This is a genomic window from Pseudomonas sp. PB106, from assembly GCF_009764645.1.
Lineage (GTDB): Bacteria > Pseudomonadota > Gammaproteobacteria > Pseudomonadales > Pseudomonadaceae > Aquipseudomonas.
Genome location: NZ_RWIM01000209.1, coordinates 13638 through 35433, shown reverse-complemented (window position 1 = coordinate 35433; position 21796 = coordinate 13638). Strand labels below are relative to the sequence as shown.

The following is a 21796-nucleotide window of genomic DNA, read 5'->3' as shown; positions in this document are numbered from 1 at the left end:
CTAGAGGCTGTGCACACTTGATATGGAAATGGTATCAGCCATCTGATGAAGCATTGCCGTCAGGGGTCACTTCCCCTACGCGCTTTTCCAGCTGTTTCAAACGTCGCGCGATGTCATCGAGCTGACGAATACGGGCCGCGCTTTTGCGCCATTCGGCCGCCGGTTGCATGGCTGTGCCGGAAGAATAGGCACCCGGCTCGGTAATCGAGTGAGTCACCATGGTCATCCCGGTCAGGAAAACGTTGTCGCAAATATCGATATGACCGACCAGACCAACGCCACCGGCCAGCATGCAATGCTTGCCGATTTTGGTGCTCCCGGAGATACCTACGCACGCGGCCATGGCGGTGTGGTCACCGACCTGGACGTTGTGGGCAATCTGGATCTGGTTGTCGAGTTTCACGCCGTTGCCGATCACGGTATCGGCCAACGCGCCGCGGTCGATGGCGGTATTTACGCCAATCTCCACATCGTCGCCGATGGTCACGCCGCCGATCTGGGCGATTTTCTGCCAGATACCTTTTTCGTTGGCAAAGCCGAAGCCTTCACCACCGAGCACGGCACCCGACTGGATCACCACTCGCTTGCCGATGCGCACGTCGTGATAGAGCGTCACCCGTGGAGCAAGCCAGCCGCCTTCACCGATTTCACTGCGCGCGCCGATGAAGCAATGCGCGCCCAGTGTCACCTGCGCAGCGATTCGCGCGCCTGCTTCGATCACCACGAATGGGCCGATGCTGGCGGTTGGATCAATCACAGCGTCGTCCGCAATCACTGCCGATGGGTGGATGCCCGCCGCAGCTTTTGGTTTCGGATCGAACAGGTGGGAGATACGCGCATAGGCCAGGTAAGGATCAGGCACCACCAGCGCATTACCGGCAAAACCCTCGGCATCGGCTTCCTTGAGCAACAGTGCTGCTGCTTGCGAGCCGGCAAGAAATTTGCGGTATTGGGGGTTTGCCAGAAAGCTCAACTGAGCTGGGCCGGCCTCTTGCAAAGTGGCCAGCCCAGTAATTTGCTTCTCCGGGTCGCCACGCAGGGTGGCGCCGAGGAACTCGGCCAACTGGCCGAGTTTTATAGTCGCGGTCATGGGTTACTTCAGCTGATTCATGCGCTCGATAACCTGGCGCGTGATGTCGTACTGAGGTTTGACATCAATCACTGCGCCACGCTCGAACACCAGGTCAAAACCACCTTTCTTGATGACTTCTTCCACTGCGCTATCCAGTTTCGGCTTCAGTTGCTTGAGCATTTCGCGGTCAGCAACAGCTTTGGCTTCGTTCAGTTCCTTGGACTGGAACTGGAAGTCACGGGCCTTTTGCTTGAATTCAAGCTCCAGACGCTCACGCTCGCCCTGCTGCATTTTGTCGCCACCGGCCATCAGACGATCCTGAATGCCTTTGGCGCTGCTCTCCAGGGTTTTCAGCTTGGTCAGTTGCGGACCGAACTTCTTCTCGGCATCCACGGCGTACTTCTTGGCGGCGTCGGATTCGAGCAAAGCCATCTGATAATTCAGAACAGCGATTTTCATGTCGGCAAATGCCGGGCCTGCCACCATCAAGGAGGCCAGGAGAACCAATTGAGTCAACTTACGCACGATGCACTCCTACAAAATCCATTGTCGTTATCTTGGGTCAGACGCTTAGAACGTCTGGCCGAGGGAGAATTGGAACACTTGAGTTTCAGCCTCATCCGGCTTCTTGATCGGCATGGCCAACGCGAAGCTCAGAGGACCCAGTGCGGTGACCCAGGTCACACCCACACCCACGGAACTGGCCATGTTGCTCAGGCTGATGTCGTTGCACTTGGTGTTCGACGTCGAGCCGTTCGCATTGGTAGTGTCCTTGCACTGCGAGTCAAATACGTTACCCACATCCCAGAATACCGAAGTACGCAGGGAGCGCTGATCCTTGACGAATGGCAGCGGGAACAGAACTTCGACGCCACCCTGGATCAGGACGTTACCACCGAACGGCAGCGGATCCTGGTCCGGGTCAGCCAGCGTACCCGGGTTATTACCACGGCTCGGCGTACTGCGGGGGCCAAGGGTGCTGTCCTTGAAGCCACGAACCGAGTTGAAACCACCAGCATAGTAGTTTTCATAGAACGGCAAGCCGTCGGTTCCGCCGTAGCCGTCGCCATAACCCAGCTCAGTGTGCAGACGCAGGGTGTAGTTCTCGCTGATCGGCTGGAACAACTGACCACGGTAATCAAGTTTGTAGAACGACAGGTCGCTGCCTGGAATAGTCGATTCCAGCGTCAGGCTCTGCGAACGACCACGGGTCGGCAGTACACCCTTGTTCAGGGTCGACTCGGACCAGCCGGCCGACGCCTTGAAGTTCAGGTACTTGTCGCCCTCTTTGTTAACGAAGTCGAAAATCTCGTCAACGGTGTAGGTACCGGTCTTGATCTCGTCCTGTTGAACGGACAGACCAAAGGTCAGACGCGAAGTCTCGCTGATCGGGTAACCAACGTTCACGCCGGCACCCAGGCTGTCTACCGCATAGCTTGCTACGTCGACGTCGAGGTCTTTGTAGTCAGTAGTGCGATAGAACGCGTTGTAACCCAGGCTCACGCCATCGGCGGTCCAGTACGGGTCAACGTAGCCGAAGTTGTAGCGGCTCTGGTATTCGCTTCGGGTCAGACCGACGCTGACGCGGTTACCGGTACCGAGGAAGTTGTTCTGGGTGATCGAACCACCGAGGATCAGACCGGCACTCTGGGCGAAACCGACGCTGGCGGTAATCGAACCCGAGGCCTGCTCTTCCACGGCGTAGTTCACGTCAACCTGGTCGTCGACACCTGGCACAGCCGGGGTTTCAACGTTGACTTCTTTAAAGAAGCCCAGACGCTCAAGACGTGTTTTGGATTGATCGATCAGGTAGGTCGAAGCCCAGCCGCCTTCCATCTGACGCATTTCACGACGCAGCACTTCGTCTTCGGACTTGGTGTTGCCACGGAAGTTGATGCGGTTGACGTAAGCACGCTTGCCTGGATCGACAGCAAACAGGATGTCGACGGTGTGGTCATCATCGTGTGGCTGAGGCACGCCATTGACGTTGGCGAAGGTGTAGCCCTCGTTACCCAGACGACGGGTGATCAGTTCGGATGTGGTGGTCATCAGCTTGCGCGAGAACACCTGGCCTTTCTGCACCAGCAGCAAGGATTTGACCTGATCTTCAGGGACTTTCAGATCACCGCTGAGCTTGACGTCACGAACGGTGTACTTCTCGCCTTCAGTCACGTTGACGGTGATGTAGACGTGCTTCTTGTCAGGGGTGATGGACACCTGGGTCGAAGCGATATCCATGTTGATGTAGCCACGGTCCAGGTAGTAGGAACGCAGACGCTCCAGGTCACCGGACAGTTTTTCACGGGCGTACTTGTCATCGTTCTTGAAGAACGACAGCCAGTTGGTGGTTTTCAGTTCGAACAGGTCGGTCAGGTCTTCCTCGGGGAACACCGTGTTGCCCACCACGTTGATGTGCTGAATGGCGGCAACGGTACCTTCGTTGATCTTGACCTTCAGACCCACGCGGTTACGCGGCTGCGAGACCACTTCGGTATCGACGGTAGCCGAGTAGCGGCCTTGCGCAACGTACTGACGTTGCAGTTCGTTACGCACACCTTCGAGGGTGGCACGCTGGAAGATCTCGCCTTCGGCCAGACCGGATTGCTTGAGGCCTTTCATCAGGTCTTCAGTGGAGATCGCCTTGTTACCCTCGATCTCGATACTGGCGACGGATGGACGCTCGACAACCGTGATTACCAGTACGTTGCCTTCGCGGCCCAGCTGGATATCTTGAAAGAAACCGGTTTTGAACAACGCACGAGTGGATTCCACCAGGCGACGATCATCCGCCTGCTCGCCGACGTTCAACGGCAAGGCACCAAAGACACTACCCGCGGAGACCCGCTGGAGGCCATTGACGCGAATATCAGAGATAGTGAAGGACTCGGCGTGAACTTCGGCGATCATCAATACGGTGAGAACCGCAGTTAGCAGCAGACGTTTCATGAAGTCCTTTCTTATTCCAACTGGCAATAAACAAACTGCCGCAAAATGCGGCAGATTCGCAATTCAGCGAAGCGTTACAGTCGACCCAGATCGTTGACCAGAGCAAGCAACATCACCCCGACCACCAAACTGATACCGATCTGTATCCCCCAACCTTGCACCCGATCCGACAAGGGACGACCACGCGCCCACTCGATCAGATAAAACAACAAATGCCCCCCATCCAGTACAGGAATGGGCAGCAAATTCAGAACACCCAGGCTAATACTCAGATAAGCAAGGAAATTCAGGAAATCAGCGACGCCCGACTGGGCAGAAGCGCCCGCCACTTTAGCAATGGTTATCGGTCCACTCAAGTTTTTTACCGAGAGCTCGCCGAACAGCATTTTCTTCAGTGAATCCAGCGTCAGAATGCTCATGGTCCAAGTGCGACGGGCGCCCTCGCCAATCGCGGCCAGCGGCCCGTAACTGACTTCGCGGATCATCTCCGGTGGCCAGTCGACAGCTTTCACCCCTGCCCCCAGATAACCGCTCGGCGGTTTGCTTTCGCCACGCGCCGCCAAGGTCACCGGGACGTCGATTTGAGCATTGTCGCGCTCGATGCGCAGCATGATTTTGGTATCAGGACGCGTACGAACGGTATCAACAACTTGTTGCCAGTCATTAAGAGCCTGACCGTCAAGCGACAGCAGACGATCACCGGTTTTCAGGCCGGCAGCCTGCGCGGGACCTTTCGGATCGAGCTCGGCGAGCACCGGTGGCAAAGCCGGGCGCCATGGACGAATGCCCAGCGAACGGATCGGATCCGGCTCATCAGCCCCTTTGAGCCAGTGGTCCAGCGCCAGTTCACGCGGCGAATCCGCAGTGGATCCCTGATCGCGCACCATCAATTGCAAAGAACCGCTTTCGCCGAGACGCCGCACCAACTGCAGATTGACCGCTGCCCAGCCCGAAGTCGGCTCACCATCGATGGCAACGATTTCCTGACCTGACGTCAAACCCGCCTTGGCGGCGATACTGCCGGACTCGACCGCACCGATGACCGGGCGGATCTGCTCGCTGCCAAGCATGGCCAGCACCCAGAAGAACACCAGGGCCAAAAGAAAGTTGGCGATAGGGCCCGCTGCAACAATGGCGATACGCTGACGCACCGATTTGCGATTGAACGACTGATCGATCTGATCGACCGGCACTTCCCCTTCGCGCTCGTCGAGCATCTTGACGTAGCCACCCAGCGGGATCGCCGCAACAACGAACTCGGTGCCTTGCTTGTCGTGCCAGCGCAACAGCGGCATGCCGAAGCCTACGGAGAAACGCAGAACCTTGACGCCACAGCGACGCGCGACCCAAAAGTGGCCGAATTCGTGAAAGGTGACCAGCACACCCAAGGCGATCAGGGTGCCGGCAATCATATAGAGCGCGCTCATCTACTTTCTCCGCAATCCTGTTCAGTGCCGCGTGTAGCCATTGTGTTGCAAAACCTATCGACTGTGCCGACTCAACCACTGCTCAGCGAGAGTGCGAGCCTTGGCGTCCGCCGTGAATACGCTATCAAGATCATCCAGTGCAACAACCGGTTCACGGCTCAAAACGTCTTCGATGATACTCGCGATTTCCAGGTAGCGAACCCGCCCATCGAGAAACGCTGCGACGGCGACTTCGTTGGCGGCATTCAACATGGCCGGCGCACTGTCACCCGCTTCAGCAGCTTGCCGTGCCAGGCGCAGACAAGGGAAGCGCTCTTCATCGGGCGCTTCGAAGTCCAGACGCGCGATCGCAAACAGATCCAAGGGCGCCACGCCAGAGTCGATGCGCTCCGGCCAGGCCAGCGCATTCGCGATGGGGGTGCGCATGTCGGGATTACCCAATTGCGCCAGCACCGAGCCATCCACGTAATCGACCAGCGAATGGATCACGCTTTGCGGGTGGATCACCACCTCAACCTGCGAAGGTTTGGCATCGAACAACCAGCAGGCCTCAATCAGCTCAAGCCCCTTGTTCATCATGCTCGCCGAGTCCACGGAGATTTTGCGCCCCATCGACCAGTTCGGATGCGCACAGGCCTGATCAGGTGAAACATGCTCCAACTCGGCCATCGGCGTCTGCCGGAAAGGGCCACCGGAGGCTGTCAGTAAAATCCGACGCACACCTACCGAACTCAGCCCACGGGCAAAATCCTGTGGCATGCACTGAAAAATCGCGTTGTGCTCACTGTCGATCGGCAGCAAAACAGAACCGCTTTTGCGTACAGCCTGCATGAACAAGGCGCCGGACATCACCAGCGCCTCTTTATTGGCCAGAAGAATTTTCTTCCCTGCCTCGACTGCTGCCAGCGTCGGACGCAGCCCCGCCGCACCGACAATCGCCGCCATCACGGCGTCGACTTCTGGCGCGGAAGCGACCTGACACAGGCCCTCCTCCCCAACCAGCACGCGGGTCGGCAACCCTGCGGCACGCAGATCGTCCTGCAGACCGCGAGCCGCTTCGACCTGTGGCACCACCGCAAACTGCGGCACATGGCGCACGCACAGGGCAAACAACTCACTCAGTCGAGTGAAGCCTGTCAGCGCGAAAACCTGGTAACGCTCGGGATGACGAGCGATGACATCAAGGGTGCTCAGACCGATCGAACCGGTGGCCCCTAAAACAGTGATCTGCTGAGGACGACTCACGGCGCCGCCATCCAGAGCAACACGGCAAACACTGGAATGGCAGCCGTCAGACTGTCGATTCGGTCCAGTACTCCGCCATGCCCGGGCAGCAGATTACTGCTGTCCTTGATGCCGGACTGACGCTTGAACATGCTTTCAGTGAGGTCGCCCACCACCGAAATGAACACGATCAATGCCGCACCGATCAGACCCTTGAGCAATTCGGCTACGGTCCAGTCGCGCACCAGGCCGACGATTGCGGTAATCACCAGGCTCAATGCCAGGCCACCGTAAACGCCTTCCCAGCTTTTACCCGGACTGACCTGCGGCGCCAGCTTGCGCTTGCCAAAGGCACGGCCCGAGAAGTAGGCACCGATATCCGCGCCCCACACCAACACCATCACCGCCATGATCAGCCAGTTGCCCAACGGGTACTGTTTGATCTGCACCAGACCTTGCCAGGCCGGCAGCAGGATCAACAGACCGATCACCAGTTTGGTGGCAGCGCTGGACCAATGTTCACTGGAACGTGGATAGGTCAGCACCAGCCAGGTCGCCACCGCCCACCACAACACGGATGCACCGAGCACCCACGGAGCGAGGCCGGGCAGGATGTACATGACGAACAGCATCAAAGCGACCATAGCGGCAAAGCCGACACGGAACGATTGTGCCTTGAAGCCTGCCAGACGCGCCCATTCCCAGGCACCCAGACTCACGACCAGACCGATGAACAACGCAAACCCGGAACCTTCAAGCAGGAAGAACCCGCACAAGGCGATCGGCAGCAGGATCAGTGCAGTAATGATTCGTTGTTTAAGCATTAAACCCGGGCTCCAGCTTCGACCTGCTCGCTCGTTTTACCGAAACGACGTTGGCGTGAAGCGAAATCGGCCAGCGCATTGCGCATGGCATCGTGTTTGAAGTCCGGCCAGAACAGGTCGGAGAAATACAGCTCGGCGTATGCCAGCTGCCACAGCAGGAAGTTGCTGATGCGATGCTCGCCACCGGTGCGGATGCACAGATCAGGCAACGGCAGATCGCCCGTCGCCAGGCAGGTCTGCAACAGATCCGGCGTGATGTCTTCCGGGCGCAAATGGCCAGCCTGGACTTCACGGGCCAGTCGCTGTGCAGCCTGAGCAATATCCCACTGACCACCATAGTTGGCAGCGATCTGCAGCACAAAGCGATTTGCACCGACTGTCATGGCTTCGGCTTCGCGCATCGCCGCCTGCAACTCCGGATGGAAGCGCGAGCGGTCACCGATGATACGCAGGCTGATGTTGTTGTCGTTGAGGCGCTTGGCTTCACGACGCAACGCCTTGAAAAACAGGTCCATCAAGGCGCTGACCTCATCGGCCGGGCGCTGCCAGTTTTCACTGGAGAAAGCGAACAAGGTCAACACTTCGACCTTGGCCTCGGCACACACCTCGATCACCGCACGCACAGCATCCACGCCCGCTTTATGCCCGGCGACACCCGGCATAAAGCGTTTTTTAGCCCAGCGATTGTTACCATCCATGATGATCGCGACATGGCGCGGCACCGCGGACGGCGCAGTCTGCTTGGTCTTGTCCATTAAAAACTCGACCCTTAAACGGCCATCAGATCCGCTTCTTTTTGCTTGGTAGCCGCGTCGATATCAGCTTCAGCCTTGTCGGTGATCTTCTGAATATCGGCAGCAGCACGACGCTCTTCGTCTTCGCTGATTTCTTTGTCCTTGACCAGCTTCTTCAGCTCGCCCAAGGCGTCACGACGAATGTTGCGCACGGCAACACGAGCGTCTTCGGCAGCACTGCGCGCCTGCTTGGTGAAGCCCTTGCGGGTTTCTTCAGTCAGGGCAGGCATGGAGATCAGCAACAACTCGCCCAGGTTGGTCGGGTTGAGGTTCAGGCCAGCGCTCTGAATTGCCTTGTCGACCGCTGCGAGCATGTTGCGCTCGAACGCGACGACTTGCAGAGTGCGCGAGTCTTTAACAGTGATGTTGGCCACTTGAGTGATGGAGGTGTCTGCGCCGTAGTACGGCACCATCACGCTACCCAGAATGCTTGGGTGAGCCTTGCCGGTACGAATCTGACCGAAAGCGTGAGTCAGAGAGTCCAGAGATTTCTGCATGCGCTCTTGAGCGTCTTTTTTGATTTCGTTGATCATTGTTGACCTTCCTCGATCAGGGTGCCTTCAGCGCCGCCATGGACGATGTTCAGCAGGGCACCAGGCTTGTTCATGTTGAATACGCGCAACGGCATCTTGTGGTCGCGGCACAGGCAAATAGCGGTCAGATCCATCACGCCCAGCTTGCGATCCAGTACTTCATCATAAGTCAGATGATCGAACTTCTCGGCATGCGGGTCTTTGAACGGGTCTGCAGTGTAAACACCATCGACCTTGGTCGCCTTGAGCACAACATCGGCGTCGATTTCGATAGCACGCAAGCAGGCTGCGGAATCCGTGGTGAAGAACGGATTACCGGTACCGGCCGCGAAGATCACGACGTCTTTGGAGTTGAGGTGGCGCATGGCTTTGCGGCGGTCATAGTGATCGGTCACGCCAACCATGGAAATGGCCGACATCACGATGGCCGAGATATTGGCACGTTCCAGCGCATCGCGCATGGCCAGGGCGTTCATCACAGTGGCAAGCATGCCCATGTGGTCGCCTGTGACCCGATCCATACCGGCTTTGCTCAGGGCTTCGCCACGGAACAGGTTGCCACCGCCGATCACCAGACCGACCTGTACGCCGATGCCGACCAGTTGGCCGACTTCCAGCGCCATGCGATCCAGTACTTTCGGATCGATCCCGAACTCTTCCGAGCCCATCAGGGCCTCGCCGCTAAGCTTGAGTAGAATGCGTTTATAGCGAGCCTGATAACCACTGCCCTGCTGAGCCATTGCGAATCTCTCCTGCGGCGTATTTTAAAAATTCTTTGCGAGCTGTTTACAGCTGGCGTTCACTCTAGCTTGGCGCTGCTTCAGCGCCATCGGAACATGGCTTTGTAAGTCAGTTCCAGAGGTAAACCAATTAAAAATTGGTTACCCCATCTGAAAAGAGGCTGCGCGCGTGAGCGGGCAGCCTCTTTCGGGCGACAGTTGAAAACTGTCTTATTGCTTGGCGGCAGCCAGCTGGGCAGCAACTTCTTCAGCGAAGTTGTCGACCGGCTTCTCGATGCCTTCGCCTACTTTGTAGTAAGTGAAGGAAACGATTTCAGCGCCGCCTTTCTTGGCCAGCTCGCCAACCTTGATTTCAGGGTTCTTGACGAACGCCTGCTCAACCAGGCTTGCTTCTGCCAGGAACTTGCTGATACGGCCTTTGACCATGTTCTCAACAATGTTTTCTGGCTTGCCTTTGATCTTCTCTTCGTTCAACTGCAGGAACACAGCTTTTTCACGCTCGATCGCTTCAGCCGAAACTTGCGAAGGCAGCAGGAACTCAGGGTTGCTTGCAGCTACGTGCATCGCGATGTCTTTGGCCAGCTCGACGTCACCGCCTTTCAGAGCCACAACAACACCGATCTTGTTGCCGTGCAGGTACGAACCTACAACGTCACCTTCGATGCGGGTCAGACGACGGATGTTGACGTTTTCGCCTACTTTGGCAACCAGTGCTTCGCGAGCAGCTTCTTGCGAAGCGATCAGCGGAGCTGCGTCGGTCAGCTTGTCAGCGAAGGCTTTTTCAACGCTGGCAGCAACGAAGTTTTTGAAGTCGTCTTGCAGAGCCAGGAAGTCGGTCTGCGAGTTCACTTCCAGGATAACGGCAGCTTTACCGTCGTCCTTGATTGCGATTGCGCCTTCAGCGGCAACGTTGCCAGCCTTCTTCGCAGCCTTGATCGCGCCCGAAGCACGCATGTCATCAATGGCTTTTTCGATGTCGCCGTCAGCCTTTTCCAGGGCTTTCTTGCAGTCCATCATGCCTTCGCCGGTACGCTCGCGCAGTTCTTTAACCAACGCTGCAGTAATTGCTGCCATTTTCAAATTCCTCTTGGATAGGTTTTCAACCATTCCACCCGATCGAACGGGCGTTCAATTCGTCCCGAGCCCCACCTTGTAGCTGCTGCACGTTACAGGAGCTGTAGCTGCGCCGCCGACAAATGGTTTTCGAGGTGGCAAAAAGGGGGCCAAGCCCCCTTTTTGCTTACTGAGTCAACGCCAGGGCGTCAATTACTCAGCTGCAGCCTGAGTTTCTTCAGCTGCGAATTCAACAGTACCGCCAGCAACGTTGTTGCGACCGCGGATAACTGCGTCAGCCATCGAACCCATGTACAGCTGGATAGCGCGGATTGCGTCATCGTTGCCTGGGATGATGTAGTCAACGCCTTCCGGGCTGCTGTTGGTGTCGACAACGCCGATTACCGGGATGCCCAGCTTGTTGGCTTCGGTGATCGCGATGCGCTCGTGGTCAACGTCGATCACGAACAGTGCGTCTGGCAGACCGCCCATGTCCTTGATGCCGCCCAGCGAACGATCCAGCTTTTCCAGGTCACGGGAGCGCATCAGCGCTTCTTTCTTGGTCAGCTTGGCGAAAGTACCGTCTTCGGCTTGAACTTCAAGGTCACGCAGACGCTTGATGGAAGCACGAATGGTTTTGAAGTTGGTCAGCATGCCGCCCAACCAGCGGTGATCGACGTACGGCGAACCGCAACGTGCTGCTTCTTCAGCAACGATCTTGCCAGCGGAACGCTTGGTGCCGACGAACAGAATCTTGTTTTTGCCCTGGGCCAGACGCTCTACGAAAGTCAGAGCTTCGTTGAACATTGGCAGGGTTTTTTCAAGGTTGATGATGTGAATCTTGTTACGCGCGCCGAAAATGTACTTACCCATTTTCGGATTCCAGTAACGGGTTTGGTGACCGAAGTGCACACCGGCCTTCAGCATATCGCGCATGTTGACTTGGGACATGATAGTTCCTTAATAAGTCGGGTTTGGCCTCCACGTATCCCAATGACCAACCAATGGCATTAAGCCAAGGGCACCCAGGTCATCGTGTCGACACGTGTGTGGATTTAAGCCTTTCGGGGTATCCCCGGAAAGCGGCGCATTTTATACCACAGGGTGCGCAGAAACGGAACACGAAATCTGTATTCGCACCAAGGACATGGGCGCAGCCCCCTTGGAATCGGCGTCAGGCGCACCATTGTATAGAGAGAAGCGATGCACGCGGGCGCGGATTTGCGCCGTGTGTCTGTTAGAATCGCGTTTTTGAGGGTCGCAAAACGAACACTTGCCACCCCATTCGTATCAGCAAGCGCCGCCGAGCGCAGAGAGAGCCTGTATGACCGTCAACCTCAAAACTCCCGAGGACATCGCTGGCATGCGTGTCGCCGGCAAACTGGCCGCCGATGTGCTGGAAATGATTGCCGAACATGTCAAACCGGGCGTCACCACCGATGAGCTGAACCAGATCTGCCATGACTACATCGTCAATGTGCAGAAAGCCATCCCTGCCCCGCTCAACTACAAGGGCTACCCGAAGTCGATCTGCACCTCGATCAACCATGTGGTCTGCCACGGGATTCCGAACGACAAGCCGCTGAAAAACGGCGACACCCTGAACATCGACGTGACCGTGATCAAGGATGGCTACCACGGCGACACCAGCCGCATGTTCCACGTCGGCGAAGTGCCAGTCTGGGCCGAGCGTCTGTCGCAGATCACTCAGGAATGCATGTACAAGGCGATCGAAATCGTCAAACCCGGCTGCCGTCTCGGCGACATCGGCGAAGTCATCCAGAAGCACGCCGAAAAGAACGGCTTCTCGGTGGTTCGCGAGTTTTGTGGCCACGGCATCGGCAAGGTTTTCCACGAAGAGCCGCAGATCCTGCACTACGGCCGCGCGGGCACCGGCATGGAACTGAAGGCCGGCATGACTTTCACCATCGAGCCGATGATCAACCAAGGCAAGGCCGACACCAAAGTATTGGGCGACGGCTGGACCGCGATAACCAAGGACCGCAAGCTGTCGGCGCAGTGGGAACACACCCTGCTGGTGACCGATACCGGGTACGAGATCTTCACTCTGCGCGCCGACGACACCATCCCGCGCATCTCGGCCTGATCCAGAAAACGCTCCCAGCCTTATAGAAGGAAAGCCAATCGATGCCGCAGGTGGATCCCGAACTCTTCGACCGCGGCCAGTTCCAGGCTGAACTGGCCCTTAAAGCGAGTCCTATCGCGGCGTTCAAGAAGGCGATCCGCCAGGCTCGCGAGGTACTCGACACGCGTTTTCGCAATGGCCGCGACATTCGCCGCCTGATCGAAGACCGCGCCTGGTTCGTCGATAACATCCTGCAAAAGGCCTGGGACCAGTTCAACTGGAGCGAAGACGCCGACATCGCACTGGTGGCGGTCGGCGGTTATGGTCGCGGCGAGCTGCACCCTTATTCCGATATCGACCTGCTGATCCTGCTGGACAGCGCCGATCACGAAGTCTTCCGCGATTCCATCGAGCGTTTTCTCACTTTGCTGTGGGACATTGGCCTGGAAGTCGGTCAGAGCGTGCGCTCGGTCGATGAATGCGCCGAAGAAGCCCGCGCTGACCTGACGGTGGTTACCAACCTGATGGAAAGCCGCACCATTTGCGGCCCCGAGCGTTTGCGCCAGCGCATGCTCGATGTCACCAGCACCGCACACATGTGGCCGGCGAAGGAATTCTTCCTGGCCAAGCGCGCCGAACAGAAGGCTCGCCATCACAAATACAACGACACCGAATACAACCTGGAACCCAACGTCAAAGGCTCGCCGGGCGGACTGCGGGATATTCAGACCATTTTGTGGGTTGCCCGTCGTCAATACGGCACCCTGAATCTACGCGCCCTCGCCGGCGAAGGCTTCCTGGTCGAGAGCGAAAATGCCCTGCTCGCCTCCTCCCAGGAATTCCTCTGGAAAGTGCGCTATGCCCTGCACATGCTCGCTGGCCGCTCCGAAGACCGCTTACTGTTCGACCATCAGCGCACTATCGCCGGCTTGCTCGGTTTTGAAGGCGACGACGCCAAACAGGCCGTCGAAAACTTCATGCAACAGTATTTCCGCGTGGTAATGAGCATTGCCCAGCTCAGCGACCTGATCATCCAGCATTTCGAGGAAGTCATCCTCGCCCCGGAAGACGAAGCGCCGCCGCAGCCGATCAACGCGCGCTTCCAGCTGCATGACGGCTACATCGAGGCGCGCAACGACAATGTGTTCCGCCGCACGCCGTTCGCCATGCTCGAGATCTTCGTGCTGATGGCGCAACAACCGGAAATCAAAGGTGTGCGCGCCGACACCATTCGCCTGCTGCGCGAGAACCGTCACCTGATCGATGACAATTTCCGCAACGATATTCGCAACACCAGCCTGTTCATCGAGCTGTTCAAGTGCAAGATCGGCATTCACCGCAACCTGCGCCGGATGAACCGTTACGGCATCCTTGGCCGCTATCTGCCGGAGTTCGGTTTTATCGTCGGGCAGATGCAGCACGACCTGTTCCACATCTATACGGTCGATGCGCACACGCTGAACCTGATCAAGCACCTGCGCAAATTGCAGTACACGCAAGTGTCGGAAAAATTCCCGCTGGCCGCCAAGCTTATGGCCAAGCTGCCCAAGCCAGAGCTGATCTACATGGCCGGCCTGTACCACGACATCGGCAAGGGTCGGCACGGCGATCACTCGGAAATCGGCGCGGTCGATGCCGAGGCGTTCTGCCAGCGCCACCAATTGCCGGTGTGGGACAGCCGCTTGATCGTCTGGCTGGTGCAGAACCACTTGGTGATGTCGACCACCGCCCAGCGCAAGGACTTGTCCGACCCTCAGGTGATCCACGATTTCGCGCAGGCGGTCGGCGATGAAACCCGCCTCGACTATCTGTACGTGCTGACCGTCGCCGACATCAACGCGACCAACCCGACACTGTGGAATTCGTGGCGCGCCAGCCTGTTGCGCCAGCTCTACACCGAGACCAAACGCGCCTTGCGTCGCGGCCTGGAAAATCCAGTCGACCGCGAAGAGCAGATCCGCCAGACCCAGAGCGCCGCACTGGATATTCTGGTGCGCGGCGGCACCGATCCTGATGACGTCGAGCAGTTGTGGGCGCAACTGGGTGATGACTATTTCCTGCGCCACACCGCTGGCGACGTGGCCTGGCACAGCGATGCGATCCTGCAGCAGCCCGTCGATGGCGGGCCGCTGGTGCTGATCAAGGAAACCACCCAGCGCGAATTCGAAGGCGGCACGCAGATCTTCATTTATGCACCGGATCAGCACGACTTTTTCGCCGTGACCGTGGCCGCCATGGATCAGCTCAACCTGAACATTCACGACGCCCGGGTCATCACCTCGAGCAGCCAGTTCACCCTCGACACCTACATCGTGCTCGACAACGAAGGCGAATCGATCGGCGACAACCCGGCGCGGGTCAAACAGATCCGCGAAGGCCTCACCGAAGCCCTGCGCGACCCGGATGACTACCCGACGATCATTCAGCGCCGGGTGCCGCGCCAGCTCAAGCATTTCGCCTTCGCGCCGCAGGTGACGATTCACAACGACGCCCAGCGCCCGGTGACCGTGCTCGAATTGACTGCGCCTGACCGCCCTGGACTGTTGGCGCGGATCGGCGGGATTTTCCTCGAGTTCGACCTGTCGCTGCAGAATGCCAAGATTGCGACCTTGGGCGAGCGGGTGGAAGACGTGTTCTTCATCACCGACGCGCACAACCAACCGTTGTCCGACCCGCTGCTGTGCAGCCGCTTGCAGGATGCGATCGTCGAGCAGTTGAGCGTCAATCAGGAACCCGACATCAAGCTTTCGCGCCTCAGTATCTGATGGCGCGCACGGACTCAAATGGCTTAGCACGAGACCCAGCCCCCATGAACAACGCTTTGAACCAGCTCCAGCCCTACCCGTTCGAAAAGCTCCGCGCCCTGCTCGGCACCGTGACACCAAACCCGGACAAACGCCCGATCGCGCTGTCGATCGGCGAGCCGAAACACCGCTCACCGAGCTTTGTCGCCGAAGCGCTGGCCAACAGTCTGGATCAGATGGCGGTGTACCCGACCACACTGGGTATTCCGGCCCTGCGCGAAGCCATCGCCGGCTGGTGCGAGCGTCGTTTCGGCGTGCCGAGCGGCTGGATCGATCCGGCGCGCAACGTGCTGCCGGTCAATGGCACCCGTGAAGCCCTGTTCGCGTTCACCCAGACCGTGGTCAACCGTGGCGATGACGCGCTGGTGGTCAGCCCGAATCCGTTCTATCAAATCTACGAAGGCGCGGCGTTCCTCGCCGGGGCCAAGCCGCACTACCTGCCGTGCCTCGACGAGAACGGCTTCAATCCGGATTTCGACGCGGTCTCCCCGGACATCTGGCAGCGCTGCCAGATCCTGTTTCTGTGCTCGCCGGGCAACCCGACTGGCGCACTGATTCCGGTCGGCGTGCTGAAGAAACTGATCGCGCTGGCTGACGAATACGATTTCATAATCGCCGCCGACGAGTGCTACAGCGAGCTGTACTTCGACGAACAAACGCCGCCGCCGGGCTTGCTCACTGCGTGTGTCGAATTGGGCCGTCAGGATTTCAAGCGCTGCGTGGTGTTCCACAGCCTATCCAAGCGCTCCAACCTGCCGGGCCTGCGTTCCGGTTTTGTCGCCGGCGACGCTGACATTCTTAAGGGCTTCCTGCTCTATCGCACGTACCACGGCTGTGCGATGCCGGTGCAAACGCAATTGGCCAGCGTCGCGGCCTGGAACGACGAAGTCCATGTGCGCGCCAACCGTGCGCTGTACCGCGAGAAGTTCGACGCCGTGCTGGCCATTCTCAGCCCAGTGATGGATGTGCAGCGCCCCGATGGCAGCTTCTACCTGTGGCCGAACGTGCAGGGTGATGACGCCGCATTCTGCCGCGATCTGTTCGCTGAAGAGCACGTCACCGTGGTGCCGGGCTCCTATCTTTCGCGCGACGTCGACGGTGTCAATCCGGGCGCCAGACGTGTACGCATGGCGCTGGTCGCACCGCTGGCCGAATGCGTAGAAGCGGCTGAACGAATTCGCGACTTTATTATCCGTCGCAAATAACTAAAAAGTGCCCGCGCCAGGCAATCTGGCGCGCTGGCTTAATTGCCAAGTTACATATCAAATTATTTCCCGGCTTTCTCCTCTTGCAGACCGAAGTTAGTGTTGAAGTACTAAGCCACTTCCACTCATCAAACTTTTACTGCCAGGAAGAAAACCCACATGCATTCGATTCTGGATTTGCAATTAGCGCCCGCCTTAGATGACCGGGTGTCTTTCGAGGCCGCAATTAACGAGAATGCGGCGAATGCTGGCGCGTCCACGGGTAATCGTCGCAAGCGCTCCCTTGTGAACTACTCGAAGCTCTGGGCTAATGGTCGAACACTGAAAATTGCCTTTATGGATAATCCTGAAGTCGAGCACAAACAGAAGATCATCGATATTGCCAGCCAGTGGATGCAGTACGTGAATCTGAACTTTGACTTCGTCGAGGGCAAGGAAGGTGATATCCGCATTGCGACCGAGACACCCTACAACAGCTCGGTTCTGGGCACCGACGCACTGATCATTGTGCCTTACCAGGCCACTCTGAACCTTGGCGTCAAGCCTGGTCATGAAGACTTCGTCACCATCGTACTTCACGAGTTTGGCCACGCTCTCGGCGCGATGCATGAACACCAGCACCCAAAAGCCAATATCCCGTGGGACAAGCCAAAAGTTTATCAACACTATCAAACCCGCGAGATGAATCCGCTGACAAAAGAGCAAGTGGATCAGAACATCTTCACGCCTTTCGATTCATTCGAGGCGCTGTATCTGGATTACGACAGAAAATCGATCATGCACTACCCAGTGCTCAACAGTTTGACCTTGGGTAACTGGCACATTTCGACCAACCGAAAAATCAGTAAGAAAGACAAACAACTGATGCGATTGCTTTACCCAAAATAACCCCCCACCCACTCAAACTAAAACACAAACCTTCCAAATAAATAACAAGGACTGTTAATAATGAACACACCCAATACATGCACGACTGTAAAACCCTCGGACCTGGCCGCTTCCTATGCAGCGGCCATCACTGAAAACCCCGCGAACAGCGCCGCGTCCTCTTCCAGTCGTAAAAAGCGCGGCGTCGCCCGGCATACAAAATTCTGGGCTCCAGGACGAACTTTGCGGATTGCGTTCCTGAGCGGAAGTCAGGCATTCAAAGACGGCGTCAAGGCAGCCGCCAGTCAGTGGCTACCTCACATCAATCTAAAGTTCGAATTCGTTGAAGGAGTTGAAGGTGATATTCGAATTCAAGCAGGGGAAGGCCAGTACTGGTCGAAAATCGGCACGGACGCGCTGCTCGAAACAGACGGCCCGACCATGGAAATTGGAGAGTGGATGCTCCAGCCGAAAGTCTTCGCTCATTACGTGATGCATGAATTTGGTCACGCACTGGGGGCAGAACATGAGCACTTGCACCCCGAGGCGAACATTCCATGGAACAAAGACGCGGTTTACAAAGCGCATTGGATTCCCGACGACGCCGACGAAGACGACCTCCGACGCAAAACAGTTGAAGAACGCTACTTCAATCTTCTGGACAAGAGCGAAGTCAATTATTCGGCTTACGATCCGAAATCCATCATGCACTACCAGATTTATCAATCATGGACACACGGAGATTTTGAAATATGGTTGAACCTGGATCTCAGCGAGAAAGATAAAGCCTTTATGGCGTCGGCTTATCCCGCCGTTGACAGCACCGTCGAGACTATTTGACCTGCCCCAGGTTGGCTTCACTCAAATCGAGATCGGCCAGCACTTCCCTGAGCACGTCATCACCGATCTGGTGGTGACGGCTGAGGCTGTAGAGTTCCAGGCGCTGAGCCCGCAGGGCTTTGAGGCGTAACCGTCGTTCCAGCAAATCCATCTGGAATGCCAACGCCTGGGCTTCGGCAGAGTCATTGAAGACTTCGAGCTGATGGCGATATTCGGACATGATCCGTGCCTTCAACTCTGCCGCCAGCGCCGCTTGAGCCGCATCCTGCGGGGCGGCCTCCTCAGTCTCCAGCGCATGAATCGCCGCCTCGGCGGTTTTGCGCCAGGCGTCGCGAACCTCCTGACGACGCTTGTCATCCGGACTCTTCTCGATGCCACGCAATAACAACGGCAGAGCGATACAGGCCGAGATCAGCGACAGCAGAATCACGCCCGCAGCAATGAAGATCAGCAGATCACGCTCGGGAAATGCCTCTGCGCCCATCAACATCGGCACCGACATCACACCCGCCAGCGTCACCGCCCCGCGCACGCCACCGACCGTCAGTAACCAGCAGGAGCGCGCGGTCGGCACTTGGGTCAGATCGCCCTTCCCGCGCCAACGTCGCAACAGCACCGACAAACGCCAGATGCTCTGCACCCAGATAAACCGCAGCACCACCAGGGCGAGGAAGATTGCAATGACATCGAGGCAGCGATAAAACAGCGTCGGCCACAACGTCGGTTCATGGCTGACCACGGCTTTGATGATGTCCGGCAATTGCAGACCGAGCAGCAGGAAGATCAAACCGTTGAAGGCAAACTCCAGCAACGACCAGACACTACGGTTGAGCAAACGGGTGCTGGTCTGCCGTGGCAGCAGATCGAGCCAGCTCTGCATCATTCCCGCCGCCACGGCCGAGAGAATGCCCGAGACGCCGAGCCGCTCGGCCAAGACATACGCGGCAAACGGCAACAGCAGCATGAACACCACGTGCGTGGCCGGATCGTCCCAACCGCGCGCGATCATCCACGCGCGCAGACGCCCGACCAGCCAGCTCAAGGCCACACCGACGGCCAGCCCGCCCAGCGCTACAACGACAAAGGTCAGGCTGGCGTTGGTCAGCGAAAACACCCCGGTGATGGCTGCGGCCAAGGCGAACTTGAACGTCACCAGACCCGACGCATCGTTCATCAGTGCCTCGCCTTGCAGCATGTGCATCAGCGGCGTCGGCAAGCGGTTCTGCGAAATCGCCGATACCGCCACGGCGTCAGTCGGCGACAGCACGGCGGCCAGGGCAAATGCCACCGGCAACGGAATTGCCGGCAGCAGCCAATGAATGAAGTACCCGGCGCCGACCACCGTAAACAGCACCAACCCGACAGCCAGCGTCAGAATCGGCCCGCGCAAGTGCCAGAACTCACGCTTGGGCATGCGCCAGCCATCGGAAAACAGCAGCGGTGGCAGGAACAGAAACAGGAACAACTCCGGGTCCAGCGCTACATGCAGACCGAGCGTTGGCCAGGCGAGCAAGGCACCGGCGGCGATTTGTACCAGAGGCAATGGCAGCGGGATGACCCGACCGACCAGACGCGAGACGCTGACCAGCATCAGCAGGATCAGAACGGTGTAGGCGGTTTGCATAAAGCGGAAATCTCAGACAATCGACAGCGTTGAACTGCCATATTAGCCGCTTAGGCTGTGTCTGACCGTTGCACCTATGTCGCACAGCCCCAACTGATGTCCGCACAAAAATGTGTAGGAGCTGCGGCACGCTGCGATCTTTTGATCTTTAAAGACACAATCAAAAGATCGCAGCCTCGTTTCACTCGACAGCTCCTACAGGGTTTTGCGTATTCGCCGAAGGGTCATGGCATAATCCGTCACCATTTTTCTCCAGCACCTGTAAAGGGGGCAATTCCTTGACCGTTTCAAGTAAAACGTTGCACCTTTTCGGCATCAAAGCCTGCGACACCATGAAGAAGGCGCGCACCTGGCTCGATGAACACGCTGTCAGCTACGACTTTCACGATTACAAAACCGCCGGCATCGACCGTGAGCACCTGACCCAATGGTGTGACGAACACGGCTGGCAAACGGTGTTGAACCGCGCAGGCACGACCTTTCGCAAACTCGACGACGAACGCAAAGCCGATCTCGACCAGTCGAAAGCCATCGAACTGATGCTCGCTCAACCCTCGATGATCAAGCGCCCGGTGCTCGATCTCGGTGACCGAACCCTGATTGGCTTCAAGCCAGATATCTACGCGGCCGCTCTGAAGTAAGCAGCCCGTCACTCTTTGTAGAGGTGTATTTACATGTCCAATTCCCTGTTCAGCATCGCCTTTGGTGTCGGCACTCAGAACCGTCAAGGCGCGTGGCTGGAAGTGTTCTACGCACAGCCGCTGCTCAATCCTTCGGCCGAACTGGTCGCTGCTGTTGCGCCGATCCTCGGTTACACCGAAGGCAACCAGGCCATCACCTTCACCACCGCACAAGCGGCGCAACTGGCTGAAGCCGTGAAAGGCATCGATGCCGTGCAAGGCAAGCTGCTGACCCGTCTGGCTGAAAGCCACAAGCCGCTGGTCGCCACTTTGCTGGCTGAAGATGCTCAACTGACTTCGACGCCTGAGGCTTACCTCAAGCTGCACCTGCTGTCGCACCGTCTGGTCAAGCCGCACGGCGTGAGCCTGGCCGGGATTTTCCCGCTGCTGCCGAACGTGGCGTGGACCAGCCAAGGCGCCATCGACCTGAGCGAACTGGCGGAAATGCAACTGGAAGCCCGTCTGCGTGGCGATCTGCTGGAAGTGTTCTCGGTGGACAAATTCCCGAAAATGACCGACTACGTGGTTCCGGCCGGCGTGCGTATCGCTGATGCGGCACGTCTGCGTCTGGGCGCTTACGTGGGCGAAGGCACCACCGTGATGCACGAAGGTTTCATCAACTTCAACGCCGGCACCGAAGGCCCGGGCATGATCGAAGGCCGCGTATCGGCTGGCGTGTTCGTCGGGAAGGGTTCGGACCTGGGCGGCGGTTGCTCGACCATGGGCACCCTGTCGGGCGGCGGCAACATCGTGATCAAGGTTGGCGAAGGCTGCCTGATCGGCGCCAACGCTGGTATCGGCATTCCGTTGGGCGACCGCAACACTGTTGAGTCGGGCCTGTACGTGACCGCTGGCACCAAGGTTGCGCTGCTGGACGAAAACAACAACCTGGTTAAAGTCGTGAAGGCACGTGAGCTGGCCGGTCAGGCTGACCTGCTGTTCCGTCGCAATTCGGAAACCGGCGCTGTGGAATGCAAAACCCACAAGTCGGCGATCGAACTGAACGAAGCGCTGCACGCTCACAACTAAGCAGCCATACGATCCCCCTGTGGGAGCGAGCTTGCTCGCGAAGGCGTC

19 protein-coding genes are annotated in these 21796 nt (G+C 57.8%); 7 read left to right on the top strand and 12 right to left on the bottom strand.

The features are described 5' to 3' along the window. Positions 1–34 precede the first annotated feature (34 nt). From lpxD to rpsB, 11 genes are all read right to left on the bottom strand, one after another. On the bottom strand, positions 35–1090 hold the full coding sequence (gene lpxD, locus EJA71_RS25700; protein ID WP_158960630.1) for a UDP-3-O-(3-hydroxymyristoyl)glucosamine N-acyltransferase: 1056 nt from the start codon (positions 1088–1090) through the stop codon (positions 35–37). A gap of 3 nt (positions 1091–1093) precedes the next feature. Further along, positions 1094–1597, bottom strand: a complete 504-nt coding sequence (locus EJA71_RS25695; RefSeq protein ID WP_007908849.1) for an OmpH family outer membrane protein — start codon at positions 1595–1597, stop codon at positions 1094–1096. Positions 1598–1642: 45 nt separating this feature from the next. Continuing rightward, the gene (gene bamA, locus EJA71_RS25690; protein ID WP_158960627.1) at positions 1643–4018 is read right to left on the bottom strand and encodes an outer membrane protein assembly factor BamA; all 2376 of its coding nucleotides are present in this window, start codon (positions 4016–4018) and stop codon (positions 1643–1645) included. A gap of 74 nt (positions 4019–4092) precedes the next feature. Then, positions 4093–5445: a sigma E protease regulator RseP gene (gene rseP / locus EJA71_RS25685; protein WP_158960625.1), complete on the bottom strand. Its 1353-nt coding sequence runs from the start codon at positions 5443–5445 to the stop codon at positions 4093–4095. A 54-nt stretch (positions 5446–5499) separates the two neighbouring features. Further along, on the bottom strand, positions 5500–6690 hold the full coding sequence (gene ispC / locus EJA71_RS25680) for a 1-deoxy-D-xylulose-5-phosphate reductoisomerase (RefSeq protein WP_158960622.1): 1191 nt from the start codon (positions 6688–6690) through the stop codon (positions 5500–5502). Continuing rightward, a complete protein-coding gene (locus EJA71_RS25675; RefSeq protein ID WP_158960619.1) occupies positions 6687–7493 on the bottom strand; it encodes a phosphatidate cytidylyltransferase in 807 nt (268 codons plus the stop codon). Before EJA71_RS25675 ends, ispC begins: the two co-directional genes overlap by 4 nt. Further along, complete coding sequence (uppS, locus tag EJA71_RS25670; protein WP_122591351.1) at positions 7493–8248, bottom strand: polyprenyl diphosphate synthase; 756 nt, start codon at positions 8246–8248, stop codon at positions 7493–7495. Before uppS ends, EJA71_RS25675 begins: the two co-directional genes overlap by 1 nt. Before the next feature lie 14 nt (positions 8249–8262). Next, on the bottom strand, positions 8263–8820 hold the full coding sequence (gene frr / locus EJA71_RS25665; RefSeq protein WP_034156333.1) for a ribosome recycling factor: 558 nt from the start codon (positions 8818–8820) through the stop codon (positions 8263–8265). Next, positions 8817–9560, bottom strand: a complete 744-nt coding sequence (gene pyrH / locus EJA71_RS25660; protein WP_003222124.1) for a UMP kinase — start codon at positions 9558–9560, stop codon at positions 8817–8819. Before pyrH ends, frr begins: the two co-directional genes overlap by 4 nt. 210 nt (positions 9561–9770) lie before the next feature. Beyond that, a complete protein-coding gene (gene tsf / locus EJA71_RS25655; protein WP_093436595.1) occupies positions 9771–10634 on the bottom strand; it encodes a translation elongation factor Ts in 864 nt (287 codons plus the stop codon). A 192-nt stretch (positions 10635–10826) separates the two neighbouring features. Continuing rightward, positions 10827–11564 carry a 30S ribosomal protein S2 gene (gene rpsB / locus EJA71_RS25650; RefSeq protein WP_003222119.1) on the bottom strand — a complete coding sequence of 246 codons (738 nt, stop codon included), beginning with the start codon at positions 11562–11564 and terminating at the stop codon, positions 10827–10829. A gap of 373 nt (positions 11565–11937) precedes the next feature. Here rpsB and map point away from each other — a divergent pair, with 373 nt between their 5' ends. The 5 genes from map to EJA71_RS25625 all read left to right on the top strand — a co-directional run bounded on the left by map (position 11938) and on the right by EJA71_RS25625 (position 18415). Next, entirely contained in the window at positions 11938–12720 is a 783-nt protein-coding gene (gene map / locus EJA71_RS25645; protein ID WP_158960616.1) for a type I methionyl aminopeptidase, read from the top strand. 41 nt (positions 12721–12761) lie between these two features. Then, the gene (locus tag EJA71_RS25640) at positions 12762–15464 is read left to right on the top strand and encodes a [protein-PII] uridylyltransferase (RefSeq protein WP_158960613.1); all 2703 of its coding nucleotides are present in this window, start codon (positions 12762–12764) and stop codon (positions 15462–15464) included. 44 nt (positions 15465–15508) lie between these two features. Next, complete coding sequence (dapC, locus tag EJA71_RS25635) at positions 15509–16708, top strand: succinyldiaminopimelate transaminase (RefSeq protein WP_158960610.1); 1200 nt, start codon at positions 15509–15511, stop codon at positions 16706–16708. Between the two features lie 159 nt (positions 16709–16867). Next, positions 16868–17596: a M12 family metallopeptidase gene (locus tag EJA71_RS25630; protein ID WP_158960607.1), complete on the top strand. Its 729-nt coding sequence runs from the start codon at positions 16868–16870 to the stop codon at positions 17594–17596. A gap of 60 nt (positions 17597–17656) precedes the next feature. Then, complete coding sequence (locus EJA71_RS25625; protein WP_158960605.1) at positions 17657–18415, top strand: hypothetical protein; 759 nt, start codon at positions 17657–17659, stop codon at positions 18413–18415. Here the strand turns inward: EJA71_RS25625 and EJA71_RS25620 are convergent. Then, complete coding sequence (locus EJA71_RS25620; RefSeq protein ID WP_158960602.1) at positions 18408–20039, bottom strand: Na+/H+ antiporter; 1632 nt, start codon at positions 20037–20039, stop codon at positions 18408–18410. The two genes, EJA71_RS25625 and EJA71_RS25620, sit on opposite strands and share 8 nt — an antisense overlap. Before the next feature lie 278 nt (positions 20040–20317). Between EJA71_RS25620 and EJA71_RS25615 the strand changes: the two genes are divergently transcribed. Then, a complete protein-coding gene (locus tag EJA71_RS25615) occupies positions 20318–20680 on the top strand; it encodes an ArsC family reductase (RefSeq protein WP_003222107.1) in 363 nt (120 codons plus the stop codon). A gap of 33 nt (positions 20681–20713) precedes the next feature. Continuing rightward, positions 20714–21748 (top strand): 2,3,4,5-tetrahydropyridine-2,6-dicarboxylate N-succinyltransferase, encoded by a 1035-nt coding sequence (gene dapD / locus EJA71_RS25610; protein ID WP_158960599.1) that lies wholly within the window; start codon positions 20714–20716, stop codon positions 21746–21748. Positions 21749–21796 lie beyond the last annotated feature (48 nt).